This window comes from Streptomyces sp. NPDC005866, from assembly GCF_040629895.1.
Taxonomy (GTDB): domain Bacteria; phylum Actinomycetota; class Actinomycetes; order Streptomycetales; family Streptomycetaceae; genus Streptomyces.
This window is the reverse complement of sequence record NZ_JBEXWP010000007.1, coordinates 95,367-108,033: the sequence shown is the minus strand read 5'-3', so window position 1 is coordinate 108,033 and position 12,667 is coordinate 95,367. Positions and strand designations below refer to the sequence as shown.

Annotated in this window: 10 protein-coding genes; 8 read left to right on the top strand and 2 right to left on the bottom strand. The window is 71.1% G+C overall.

Features of this window, described 5'->3' with window-relative positions:
- Positions 1-80 precede the first annotated feature (80 nt).
- From ABZ396_RS12940 to ABZ396_RS12910, 7 genes are all read left to right on the top strand, one after another.
- The gene (locus ABZ396_RS12940) at positions 81-935 is read left to right on the top strand and encodes an RNA methyltransferase (RefSeq protein ID WP_358915260.1); all 855 of its coding nucleotides are present in this window, start codon (positions 81-83) and stop codon (positions 933-935) included.
- Positions 936-988: 53 nt separating this feature from the next.
- A complete protein-coding gene (locus tag ABZ396_RS12935) occupies positions 989-2,134 on the top strand; it encodes an ATP-binding protein (protein WP_358915258.1) in 1,146 nt (381 codons plus the stop codon).
- Positions 2,135-2,297: 163 nt separating this feature from the next.
- Positions 2,298-3,419, top strand: coding sequence for a phenylalanine--tRNA ligase subunit alpha (gene pheS / locus ABZ396_RS12930; RefSeq protein ID WP_358915256.1), 1,122 nt, complete (start codon positions 2,298-2,300; stop codon positions 3,417-3,419).
- Entirely contained in the window at positions 3,419-5,932 is a 2,514-nt protein-coding gene (pheT, locus tag ABZ396_RS12925; protein ID WP_359184536.1) for a phenylalanine--tRNA ligase subunit beta, read from the top strand. Before pheS ends, pheT begins: the two co-directional genes overlap by 1 nt.
- A gap of 259 nt (positions 5,933-6,191) precedes the next feature.
- On the top strand, positions 6,192-7,298 hold the full coding sequence (locus ABZ396_RS12920) for a PP2C family protein-serine/threonine phosphatase (RefSeq protein WP_358915252.1): 1,107 nt from the start codon (positions 6,192-6,194) through the stop codon (positions 7,296-7,298).
- Between the two features lie 399 nt (positions 7,299-7,697).
- Complete coding sequence (locus ABZ396_RS12915) at positions 7,698-9,038, top strand: transcriptional regulator (RefSeq protein WP_358915250.1); 1,341 nt, start codon at positions 7,698-7,700, stop codon at positions 9,036-9,038.
- An 87-nt stretch (positions 9,039-9,125) separates the two neighbouring features.
- Positions 9,126-9,710 (top strand): NUDIX hydrolase, encoded by a 585-nt coding sequence (locus ABZ396_RS12910; protein WP_358915248.1) that lies wholly within the window; start codon positions 9,126-9,128, stop codon positions 9,708-9,710.
- A 214-nt stretch (positions 9,711-9,924) separates the two neighbouring features.
- Here the strand turns inward: ABZ396_RS12910 and ABZ396_RS12905 are convergent, their stop codons facing one another.
- Positions 9,925-10,182: a hypothetical protein gene (locus ABZ396_RS12905; protein WP_358915246.1), complete on the bottom strand. Its 258-nt coding sequence runs from the start codon at positions 10,180-10,182 to the stop codon at positions 9,925-9,927.
- 208 nt (positions 10,183-10,390) lie between these two features.
- Positions 10,391-11,251, bottom strand: a complete 861-nt coding sequence (locus ABZ396_RS12900; protein ID WP_358915245.1) for a 3-hydroxybutyryl-CoA dehydrogenase — start codon at positions 11,249-11,251, stop codon at positions 10,391-10,393.
- A 169-nt stretch (positions 11,252-11,420) separates the two neighbouring features.
- On the opposite strand from ABZ396_RS12900, the gene ABZ396_RS12895 reads away from it, so the two are divergent.
- Positions 11,421-12,647: a family 10 glycosylhydrolase gene (locus tag ABZ396_RS12895; RefSeq protein WP_358915243.1), complete on the top strand. Its 1,227-nt coding sequence runs from the start codon at positions 11,421-11,423 to the stop codon at positions 12,645-12,647.
- The last annotated feature ends 20 nt before the right edge of the window (positions 12,648-12,667 follow it).

Here is a 12,667-nt window from a genome sequence, read left to right as displayed (position 1 = left end):
GGGTCCTACTGTTGCCGTTGGGCACAGAGGAATGAGCGGCAGCTCAGAACGTACTGACGTCTCCGAAGGTGAACAACAGGATGCCCACTCCCGAGCTGATCTCCCCCCGTTCCGCCCGTGTGGCTGCCGCCCGGCGGCTCGGCAAGCGGAACTTCCGGGGGAAGGACCGGCTGTTTCTCGCCGAGGGACCGCAGGCCGTGCGGGAGGCGGCCGGGCATCGGGCCGGCGACCTGCCGACGCTCGTCGAGCTGTTCGCGACGCTCGACGCCGCCGAGCGGTACGCCGACATCGTGGGAGAGGCGAGGGCGGCCGGCGCCCGGATCCACCTCGCCTCCGAAGACGTCATCGCCGACATCTCCACCACCGTCACCCCCCAGGGGCTGGTCGGTGTGTGCCGGTTCCTCGACACTCCCTTCGAGGACATCCTCGCCGCCCGCCCCAAGCTCGTCGCCGTCCTCGCCAACGTCCGCGACCCCGGCAACGCCGGGACCGTGCTGCGGTGCGCCGACGCGGCCGGTGCCGAGGCCGTCGTACTCACCGATGCCTCCGTCGACCTGTACAACCCCAAGGCCGTCCGCGCCTCCGTCGGATCGCACTTCCATCTGCCCGTCGCCGTCGGCGTGCCCGTCGAGCAGGCCGTCGCCGGGCTGAAGGGCGCCGGTGTGCGGATCCTCGCCGCCGACGGGGCCGGGACCGACGACCTCGACGACGAGCTGGACAAGGGCACGATGGGCGGGCCCACCGCCTGGGTGTTCGGGAACGAGGCCTGGGGGCTCCCGGAGGAGACCCGCGCGCTGGCGGACGCCGTCGTGCGCGTTCCGATCCACGGGAAGGCCGAAAGCCTGAACCTCGCCACCGCCGCGGCCGTATGTCTCTACGCAACGGCCCGTGCACAGCGCGCCTCCGGAGGGTGCCGTTCCGTCACCGAGAGCTAGTAGGGTGACCAGCTCGGGGGCCTGCTGCGCCGTCTGAGAGGTGGAGTACGGGGATGAGTGTCGGCACCAGCAACGCGCCGGGTGACCGCGGTACAGGCCGCGTACCCGTACGCCGGCACGGCGACCTCAAGGGGCCCGGCATCGACCCCGACGAACTGCCCGACGGCCTGGTGATCGCCGACGAGCACGGCATCGTCGTCTGCTTCAACGCCGCCGCCGCCCGCATCACCGCCACCGCCCCCGCCGACGCCCTCGGACAGCGGCTGGAGAAGGCCCTGCCGTTAGAGGACCTGGAGGGCAGGCGCTGGTGGCAGCTCACCGACCCCTACGGCGGCCTCGCCATCCGGGTCGGCCAGCCCGAGCGGAACCTCCTGCTGCCCGGCGGCCGGGAGGTGCTGGTCTCCGCCACATATGTGCGGGCCGAGCCGACCGGGCCGGTCCGCCGGGTCGTCGTGTCGCTGCGGGACACCGAGGCCCGCCGCCGTACCGAACGCAGTCACGCCGAGCTGATCGCCACCGTCGCCCATGAACTGCGCTCGCCGCTGACCTCCGTCAAGGGGTTCACCGCCACCCTGCTCGCCAAATGGGAACGGTTCACCGACGACCAGAAGCGGCTGATGCTGGAGACGGTCGACGCGGACGCCGACCGGGTCACCCGGCTCATCGCCGAGCTGCTGGACATCTCCAGGATCGACAGCGGACGCCTAGAGCTGCGCCGGCAGCCCGTGGACATGGGCGCGGCCGTCGGACGGCACATCCAGGCGTACGTGGCCGCCGGGCAGCCCGCCGACCGTTTCCTGCTCCGCATCGAGCAGCCGCTGCCCGCCCTGTGGGCCGACCCCGACAAGGTCGACCAGGTCCTCAGCAACCTCATCGAAAATGCGGTGCGGCACGGCGAGGGAACCGTCACCATTGACATCACGCCCTCGGCGTCCCTGCGCGAAGGGGAAGACCTCGAGAACACAGCCACGTCGGTCACCGTGAGCGACGAGGGGTCAGGCATCCCGGAGGAGTCCATGAACCGCGTCTTCACCCGATTCTGGCGGGGCAGCAAGCGCGGTGGCACCGGCCTCGGGCTCTACATCGTGAAGGGCATCGTCGAGGCCCACGGCGGCACCATCACCGTCGGACGCGCCACGAGCGGCGGCGCCGAGTTCCGATTTACGTTGCCCGTGGGCGCACCGGCGTATCTCGCCTGAGATCACAGACAGCGTCTGGGATCACCGGGACCGCCTGAGCAGCCCGCGGGCGCTTCGCATTCCTCCACCCCCGTTAGACTCGGCCTTTGGCACCTTTGTGTCCTTCACACGGCCCACCACGGTCTCGGGGACCACCGCCAGCCAATCGGAAGCACGGGAAGAGATGTCGGCACCCAATAAGTCGTACGACCCTGTCGAGGTCGAGGCGTTGAAACCGGAAGAGATCGAGCGCATGCGGGACGAGGCGCTCGCCGCCTTCGCCGCCGCGGGCTCCCTCGACGCGCTCCAGGAGGCCAAGGTCGCCCACACCGGCGGCACCTCCCCGCTGGCCCTCGCCAACCGCGAGATCGGCGCCCTGCCCCCGCATGCCAAGGCCGCCGCCGGAAAGCTGGTCGGCCAGGCCCGCGGCGCCGTGAACAAGGCCCTCGCCGGCCGCCAGGAGGAGCTGGAGGCCGAGCGCGACGCCCGGGTGCTGGTCGAGGAGGCGGTGGACGTCACGCTGCCCCACGACCGCGTCCCGGCCGGTGCCCGGCACCCGCTGACCACGCTCTCGGAGCGCATCGAGGACATCTTCGTGGCCATGGGCTACGAGGTCGCCGAGGGCCCGCAGGTCGAGGCCGAGTGGTTCAACTTCGACGCCCTCAACATCGGCCCGGACCACCCGGCACGCGGCGAGGCGGACACCTTCTTCGTCGAGGGCCCGCGGGGCGGCACCGAGTCGGGTGTCGTGCTGCGCACCCACACCTCGCCGGTCCAGATCCGCTCGCTGCTCGACCGCGAGCTGCCGGTCTACGTGATCTGCCCGGGCCGCGTGTACCGCACCGACGAGCTGGACGCCACCCACACCCCGGTCTTCCACCAGGTGGAGCTGCTCGCCGTCGACGAGGGCCTGACCATGTCCGACCTCAAGGGCACCCTGGACCACATGGTCCAGTCGCTGTTCGGCGAGGGAATGAAGACCCGGCTGCGGCCGAACTTCTTCCCCTTCACCGAGCCCAGCGCCGAGATGGACATGCTGTGCTACGTCTGCAAGGGCGAGTCCGTCGGCAACCCCGACCGGCCCTGCCGTACGTGCTCCTCCGAAGGCTGGATCGAGCTGGGCGGCTGCGGCATGGTCAACCCGCGGGTGCTCACCGCCTGCGGCGTCGACCCGGAGAAGTACAGCGGCTTCGCCTTCGGGTTCGGCATCGAGCGGATGCTGATGTTCCGCCACAACGTCGAGGACATGCGAGACATGGTCGAGGGTGACGTCCGGTTCACCCGGCCGTTCGGGATGGAGATCTGATGCGGGTCCCGCTTTCCTGGCTGCGGGAGTACGTCGACCTGCCGGCCACCGAGACAGGCCGCGATGTGCAGGCCAAGCTGATTTCGGCCGGTCTGGAGGTCGAGACCGTCGAGCAGCTCGGCGACGGACTCAAGGGCCCGCTGGTCGTCGGCCAGGTCCTCACCATCGAGGAGCTGGAGGGCTTCAAGAAGCCGATCCGCTTCTGCACCGTCGACGTCGGCACCGCCAACGGCACCGGTGAGCCGCAGGAGATCGTCTGCGGCGCCCGTAACTTCGCCGTCGGCGACAAGGTCGTCGTCGTCCTGCCGGGGGCCGTGCTCCCCGGCGGGTTCGCGATCAGCGCCCGCAAGACGTACGGCAAGACCTCCCACGGCATGATCTGCTCCAGCGGCGAGCTGGGCATGGGCGACGACGGCACCCACGGCATCATCGTGCTGCCGCCGGAGACCGAGGTCGGCAAGGACGCCATCGAGCTGCTCGAACTGGTCGACGAGGTCCTGGACATCGCCGTCACCGCCAACCGCGGCGACTGCCTGTCCATCCGCGGCGTGGCCCGCGAGACCGCCATCGCCTACGGCCTGCCGCTGCGCGACCCGGCGCTGATCGACGTACCCGGCCCGAACGCCTTCGGCTACCCGGTCGAGGTCGCCGACCCGGTCGGCTGCGACCGCTTCACCGCGCGCACGGTCACCGGGCTGAGCCCCGAGGCCCGCTCCCCGATCTGGCTGCAGCGCCGGCTCCAGAAGGTCGGCATGCGCCCGATCTCGCTCGCCGTCGACGTCACCAACTACGTGATGATGGAGCTCGGCCAGCCGCTGCACGCCTACGACCGCAGCCTGGTCCAGGGCACCATCGGCGTCCGCCGCGCGGCCGAGGGCGAGAAGATCGTCACCCTCGACGGCGTCGAGCGGAAGCTGCACGCCGAGGACCTGGTGATCACCGACGACCGCGGCCCGATCGGCCTCGCGGGCGTCATGGGCGGCGCCGACACCGAGATCGCCGACCACGACGACGTGGAGAACGCCACCTCCGACGTGGTCATCGAGGCGGCCCACTTCGACGCCGTCGCCATCGCGCGCACCGCCCGCCGGCACAAGCTGTCCTCCGAGGCCTCCCGCCGCTTCGAGCGCGGGGTCGACCCGCAGGCCGCGGCCGCCGCCGCGCAGCGGACTGTCGACCTGCTGGTGCTGCTCGCCGGCGGCACGGCCGAGGCCGGCGTCACCGAGGTCATCGCGCCGTCCGCGCCGCACACCATCACCGTCGCGGCGAACCACCCCGACAAGGTCGCGGGTGTCGACTACGGCCGGGAGACCGTCGTCCGCCGCCTGCAGGAGGTCGGCTGCGACGTCTACGGGCAGGACGAGCTGATCGTCACCGTGCCGTCCTGGCGGCCCGACCTCCTCGAACGGAACGACCTGGCCGAAGAGGTCATCCGCCTGGAGGGCTACGAGAACCTGCCCTCCACGCTGCCCAAGCCGCCGTCCGGCCGCGGCCTGACCCACCGTCAGCGCCTGCACCGCCGGGTCGGCCGCGCGCTCGCCGGGGCCGGTTATGTCGAGGCGCCGAACTACCCGTTCGTCAGCGAGCAGGTCTTCGACCAGCTGGGCCTGGCCGCCGACGACCCGGCCCGCCGTGCCGTCAGGCTGACCAACCCGCTCAACGACGAGGAGCCCGCGCTGCGCACCTCGCTGCTGCCGGGTCTGCTCGGTGCGCTGCGGCGCAACGACGGGCGGGGCGCGCACGACCTGGCACTGTTCGAGACCGGCCTGGTCTTCCTCCCGCGTGAGGGGCACGGCGTCGCCGGTCATCTGCCGGTCGACCGCCGCCCGACCGACGAGGAACTCGCCGCGCTGGACGCCGTGCTGCCCGAGCAGCCGCGGCATGTGGCCGTCGTCCTCGCGGGCGCCCGCGAGCAGGCCGGCTGGTGGGGCAAGGGCCGTCCTGCCGACTGGGCCGACGCGGTCGAGGCGGGGCGCGCGGTCGCCCGTGAGGCCGGCGCCGAGCTGATCGTGCGGTCCGTCCAGTACGGGCCGTGGCACCCTGGCCGGTGCGCCGAGCTGGCGGTCGTCGCCGACGGCGCCGAGCGGGTCGTGGGCCACGCCGGTGAGCTGCACCCGCGCGTGCTCAAGGCGCTGGGGCTGCCCGCGCGCACCTGCGCGATGGAGCTGGACCTGGACGCGCTGGAGCAGGCCGGCGACGGCACGCCGCAGGCGCCGAGCATCTCGACGTTCCCGGTGGCCACGCAGGATGTCGCCCTCGTGGTGGACAAGCCGGTACCGGCCGCCGAGGTGGAGGCCGCGCTGCGCGAGGGCGCCGGTGAACTGCTCGAAGGCATCCGGCTGTTCGACGTGTACGAGAATGCCGCGCAGCTTGGCGAGGAGAAGAAGTCGCTGGCGTATGCGTTGCGGTTCCGCGCGGCTGACCGGACGCTGACCGTGGATGAGGCGTCGGCTGCTCGAGACGCGGCCATTGCCCTTGCCGGGGAGCGTACGGGAGCGGTGCTGCGCGGCTAGTCACTCGGGGAACTGTCGTCGGCCGGCCGCGGGTTGTCGGTGGCTGCGCCCACGCGGGGGAGCCGCATGTCGATACCGCCCCGCGCCCCCTTCGGGGCGCCTGTCACCTGCATAAATGCGGCTGTCTGAGGGATGGTCACTCATTTGGGTGAGATCCATCCGAGACATGGCCCTTTCGGGGCATGCCGTCGACAGAATCGGACCGGCCTTTCGGGGTCGGTCCGTCTGTTCTGTCAGGGCCTACTTGGGGGCCATCGGCATGATCCGCATCAAGGCTGGGGTTCCCCGCAGAAGGCGGCCCCGGACGAGCTCTCGGCCCTCGCGTTGTGCTCTCGCCCTGGGACTGCCCACGGTGTGGGGCGCCGCCGCGGTCTCGTACAAATTCGGATGCCCGCTGGCCGAGCAGAGCGGGCTCGGCGCGCGGATCATCACCAGCGCCGTGTTCTTCGCGGTCGGCACCGGGCTGATACTCCATGTCCGGCGGGCCCTGCTCAGGGAGCTACGGCAGGCCCGCAAGGTCGCCGGCGCCGCGCAGAGCGTGCTGCTGCGGCCGCTGCCGCCCCGTCTCGCCGGGCTGAACGTCGCCGCCGCCCAGCTCTCCGCCGACCGGGGCGCGGCCATCGGCGGTGACCTCTACGAGGCCGTCGCCACCGAGCACGGCGTACGGATCGTGATGGGCGACGTACGGGGGCACGGACTGGCCGCCATCGGCACCGTCGCGGCCGTCCTCGGCAGCTTCCGCGAGGCCGCCCACGACGAGCCTGAACTGGGCCATGTCCTCGGCCGGTTGGACCGCGCCCTGGCCAGACACTTACGAGAAAGAGCCAGGGCGGAACACCCCGCCAGCGGCCTGGACCCGGACAGCCCGGTCGCCGAGGAGTTCGTCACCGTACTCCTGCTGGAGATCGGCGGGGACGGCGAACTGCGCGTCCTCAACTGTGGCCATCCATGGCCGTATCTGATCAGCGGGCCGACGGTCGGCCTGTTGTCGGCGGCAGAACCGCTGCCACCCCTCGGACCGTTCCCCCTGCCGCCGGACCTCGCCGCCACGCACTGTGGCCACCTGCTCCCGGACGACTCCCTGGTCCTGTACACGGACGGTGCGGAGGACGCGAGAGACGCGCGGGGCCACTTCTTCTGCCTGCGGGAGGCCTTGGCGGAAGCGGTACGCGAGCGCCCGGTCTCCCCCCAGCGCATCCTGAGGACGGTCTTCACCGCCCTGCTCCACCACACGAACGGCCGTCCCTCCGACGACATCGCGCTCCTCGCACTGACCAACGACCGCGCACAGCAACGCGCCTTGCTCGGTGCGCGTGGAACCGTGCGAGCGACCCCTACCCACCCGCAGCCGACAACGCACCGCTAGGGCCTGTTGCGAAAGTCCCGCCTGCCCCGCGACGCCCGGCACGCACTCTCGCCGCACCGGGCACGAAGCCAAGTACGTCCAGTTCGAGGGCTTGCACCCGGCACTTTCCCAGCCTCCGGCCGGGGGGACCCCCAGAGCACGCACCGGACGCCGCGGGGCCCGCCCTCCGGGCGGACGACGGGAGTTTCGCAACAGGCCCTAGCCGGCGATCGGCCGGGCCACCGCACTGTACGAGGGGGGAGCCGGCGGCCCGGCCGGCCTCTTGCGAGGCAATTCAGTCAACCGGCCCGACACTCTCCGCAACAGCGCGCGCACGCTGCGGATTCGCGCACTCCGTTCACACCCCGTGTGAACACCCACGCACTACGCTGACGGCACCAGGCCACTCGGGGGGCATTCATGCAGCCCAACTCTCTGCTCGACGCGATCCTGGACGAGGCGGGGATCTCGCACGCCGGTCTAGCCGCCCACGTCAACCAGGCGGGCCGGGCCCGCGGACTCTCGCTCCGCTACGAACACACCGCCGTGGCCCGCTGGTTGAAGGGCCAGCGGCCGCGCGGCCAAGTGCCCGACCTGATCTGCGAGGTACTCGCCGCCCGGCTGCACCGCACGGTCACCCTCGACGACATCGGACTCGGTGTGCCCGGCCAGCCCAGCGTCGCGCACACCACCTCGCTCTCCGGGTTCGTCGAACGGGCCACCGCCCTGTGGCGGTCCGACGAACAGCAGCGCCCGCACATACTCGGCGCGCCCGCCGTCACCGGCACGCCCGCCGTGATGCCGGTGTGGGAGTGGGAGAACCCCCCTGAGGACGTGGACGTCTCGCGGGGCGGCCGGCACCGGGTCACCCCGGCCGACCTGGAGATGCTGCGCGCCGCCCGCGCCCACTACGAGCAGATGTACCGCAAGGCCGGCGGCATGGCGACCCGCACCCGGGTGGTCGGCTTCCTCAACGCCGAGGCGGCTCCGCTGCTGCGGGGCAGCTACACGGATGCCACGGGGCGTCAACTGCACCGGGCGACAGGCGGTTTGGTCGCCATCGCGGGGATCTGCGCATACGACTCCGACGCCCACGGTCTGGCCCAGCGCTACTTCCACCAGGCCCTGCGCCTGGCGAAGGCGAGCGGCGACCGGGGACTCGGCGCGTACGTCATCGCGCTGCTGGTCAACCAGGCTCTGTTCATGCGGGAGTTCCGGCAGGCCGTCGCGTTCGCCGAGGCCGCGCTGCGCGCAGCCGGCAAGCACATCACCCCCGCGCTCGCCTCCGACCTCTACGCGATGCAGGCCAAGGCATACGCCCACCTCGGCGACGGCAGCAGCGCGCTGTCCTGCATCCGGCGGGCCGAGACGGCCGCCGAGCGCATCCGGCGCGGCCACGAACCCGATGAGACCGGCTATGTCCAACCAGGCCTGGTCAATGTGCAGGTGGCCGAGGCGCTGCTCAGTCTCGGCGAGCTCGCCGCCGCCCGGGAGCATGCCGCTGCCGCCGTCGACAACCCGGCCCACGACCGGGGGCGGGTGCACCGGCTGGCCATGCTGAGCACCATCGAACTACGCCAGGGCAACGCGGACAACGCGGTGGCCATGGCCGTGCAGATGGCCGAGCAGGCGCGGGGGATGGAGTCCCAGCGACTGCGCGACAGACTCCGTGCGGTGCGCGAGCACCTGGTGCGCAGCGGCTCGGCCGGAACCGCCGAGGCCGCCGAACTCATCGACAGCGCGCTGCGCGTACCGCTCTAGACCACACCCGTATCGATCGAGGCGCACTGTAGGCCTGAGGAGTCCCTGCTGCGATATTGCCACTTATCGGCGGAAGGTGGCAGAACCGTGCAGTGGACGAAACACAACGAACAAACCGTGTACGAAAATCGCTGGTTCAGCGTCAATCTCGCAGATGTCGAGCTGCCGGACGGCCGGCATCTCGACCACTTCCTGATACGGCTGCGGCCCGTGGCCGTGGCGACGGTGGTCAACGAGGCCAACGAGGTCCTCCTCCTGTGGCGCCACCGCTTCATCACCGACAGCTGGGGGTGGGAACTCCCGGCCGGTGTGGTCGAGGACGGGGAGGACATCCCCGTCGCGGCCGCCAGGGAACTGGAGGAGGAGACCGGCTGGCGGCCGGGAACCCTGCACCACCTCATGACCGTGGAGCCGTCCAACGGCCTCACCGACGCCCGGCACCACATCTACTGGTCCGACGAGGGCGAGTACGTCGGACACCCCGTGGACGACTTCGAGTCGGACCGCCGGGAGTGGGTCCCCCTCAAGCTCGTCCCGGACATGATCGCCCGCGGGGAGGTCCCGGCCGCCAACATGGCGGCCGCGTTACTCCTGCTGCACCATCTCAGGCCGGCCGATGACCGGACGGCTAGGGGCTGTCCGGCGGATCAAGTCGCAGGAAATCAGCGGTGACTCATCGACGCTGCTGAGCGGGGTGTGGTGCGCGCAGCTGCAAGGCGGAGGAGGCGTAGACAATCAGCCGCTTCCGCGGCGGGGGACGCGGTGGGGGCACCCCCGGCCGAAGGCTGGGGGACGTCGGCGACCGACGACAACGCCGCTGGGGGCACCCCCTCTGGGGGAGGGCGTGCCACACCCCGCGTGGGCGGCATGATCCGCCGGACAGGCCCTAGTGGGCCAGCGCCTGCCAGACGGTGACGACCAGGGCGCCCAGTGCGGTGAGTGCGGCGATCGAGGGCAGGGGCCAGCGGGCGTTCTCCAGCGAGGCGAGGCGGGCGTTCAGGTCGTCCAGTTCCTTGGCCGTCTCCCTGGTGCGGCGACTGAGCAGGTTCAGCCCTCCCTCGACCCGGGCGTAGGCCACATCGAGGCGGCGACGTAACTCTGCGAGTTCTCCCCGGATCACGGGATGCTCGGGTTCGGTGGCCACGGCTCCACTCCTTTGCGTAGTCGGAGATGTCGTTCCGCATCCCTTTGCATGCGCATGAAGAGTGAACTCGCCTGGTGAGCGCATGGGGAGAGTGTGCGCAGGGCATATGCGTGCCCGGGGCGCACACGGTGTGTGAAACACACGGGCCCGGCACCGATGGTGGTGCCGGGCCCGCGGAGCATCGCTCCCTGTAATCAGCCAGGTGTGCTCAGCCGTAGCTGTAGAAGCCCGAGCCGGTCTTCCGGCCCAGCCGGCCCGCCTCGACCATGCGCTGGAGCAGCGGGGGAGCGGCGTACAGCGGCTCCTTGTACTCGGCGTACATCGAGTTGGCGATGGAGACGATGGTGTCCAGGCCGATCAGGTCGGACAGCTTCAGCGGGCCCATCGGGTGGGCGCAGCCCAGCTCCATCCCGTTGTCGATGTCCTCGCGGCTCGCGATGCCGGACTCGAACATCCGGATGGACGAGAGCAGATACGGCACCAGCAGCGCGTTGACCACGAAACCGGAGCGGTCCTGGGCGCGGATCGCGTGCTTGCCGAGCACCTTCTCGGCGAAGACCTGGGCGCGGCTGATGGTGCCCTCGGAGGTGGTGAGCGCCGGGATCAGCTCGACCAGCTTCTGCACCGGGGCCGGGTTGAAGAAGTGGACGCCGATCACATGGTCGGGCCGGGAGGTCGCGACCGCCAGCTTCACCAGCGGGATCGAGGAGGTGTTGGAGGCCAGGATCGCGTCCGGGCGGGTCACCACCTGGTCGAGCACCTGGAAGATCTCCGTCTTCACCTGCTCGTTCTCGACGACGGCCTCGATCACCAGGTCACGGTCGGCGAACTCGCCGAGGTCCGTGGTGAAGCTCAGCCGCGCCAGCGTGGCGTCCCGCTCCTCCTCGCTGATCTTGCCGCGCTCGGCGGCCTTGGCCAGGGAGTTGAACAGCCGGGTACGGCCGATCTCCAGGGCCTCGCCCGTGGTCTCGGCGACCTTCACGTCCAGACCCGAACGGGCGCACACCTCGGCGATGCCCGCCCCCATCTGGCCGCAGCCCACGACTCCGACCTTCTCGATGTCGGTCACATCGTCCCTTTCGCTGATCTACGGGCGGGGGCAGGACCTCCGGTCCGGTGCCTGCTCCGTTCGTGCACGTTACCCGTAAGTATCGATGATCGATCGTGCGGGTGGGGGCATCCTGTGGCGCGGAGGCGATCCGTGACCGTGCGGATCCGGAGAGTTAGAGGGTCTCACGATGGCACGAGTGTCTCGCAGGGCGTTCGCGGTGGCGGCGCTGTCGACGCTGGCCCTGGCGGCACCGGGGGTGACGGCCACGGCCCGGCCCCGACGCGCGGCCACCGAGATGCGGGGCATGTGGCTGGCGACCGTCTCCAACCGTGACTGGCCCTCGCGCACCGGGCTGTCGGCGTCCGCCCAGCGCAAGGAGCTGACCGCACTCTTCGACAAGGCGGTCGACTACCGGCTCAACACGGTGATGTTCCAGGTGCGGCCCACGGCCGACGCGTTCTGGCCCTCGTCCTACGAACCCTGGTCCCAGTACCTCACCGGCACCCAGGGCAAGGACCCCGGCTGGGACCCGCTCGGGGTGGCCGTCGAGGAGGCACACGCCCGGGGCCTGCACCTGCATGCCTGGTTCAACCCGTACCGGATCGCCAACCACACCGACCCGGGCAGGCTGGTCGCCTCGCACCCCGCCCGCAAGCACCCGGACTGGGTGGTGCGGTACGGCGGCAAGCTCTACTACAACCCGGGCATCCCGGCGGTCCGAGCCTTCGTGGCGCAGGCGATCCTGGACGCGGTCGCCAAGTACCCCGTGGACGCCGTCCACTTCGACGACTACTTCTACCCGTACCCGGTGGCCGGCCAGACCTTCGACGACGATGACGCCTACGACACCTACGGCGGCGACTTCTCCTCCCGGGCGGCCTGGCGCCGGGACAACATCGACAAGCTGGTGACCGAGACCGCCGCCGGGATCAGGAAGCTCCGGCCCGGCACCCGGTTCGGGATCAGCCCGTTCGCGGTATGGCGCAACGCCACCACCGACTCCCGGGGCTCGGACACCGAGGCGGGCGTGGAGACGTACGACGACCTGTACGCGGACACCCGGAAATGGGTGCAGAAGAACTGGATCGACTACATCGTCCCGCAGGTGTACTGGCAGATCGGCAACGCGGCCGCCGACTACGCCAAGGTGGTCGACTGGTGGGCCGGGGTGGCCAAGGGGTCCGGCACCCGGCTCTACATCGGTGAGGCGCTGTACCGGGCCGGGGCCGCCGACGCACCCTCGGCCTGGCAGGACCCGGCCGAACTGTCCCGGCATCTGACCCTGGCCGACCGGTATCCGCAGGTCGGCGGGCATGTGTACTTCGCGGCCCAGGACGTGGCCGCCGATCCGATCCGGGCGCTGTCGCGGGTGGTCGCCGACCACTACCAGCAGCCGGCGCTCCCGCCGGGCTGACCGGCGAGCGGCCGGCGCCA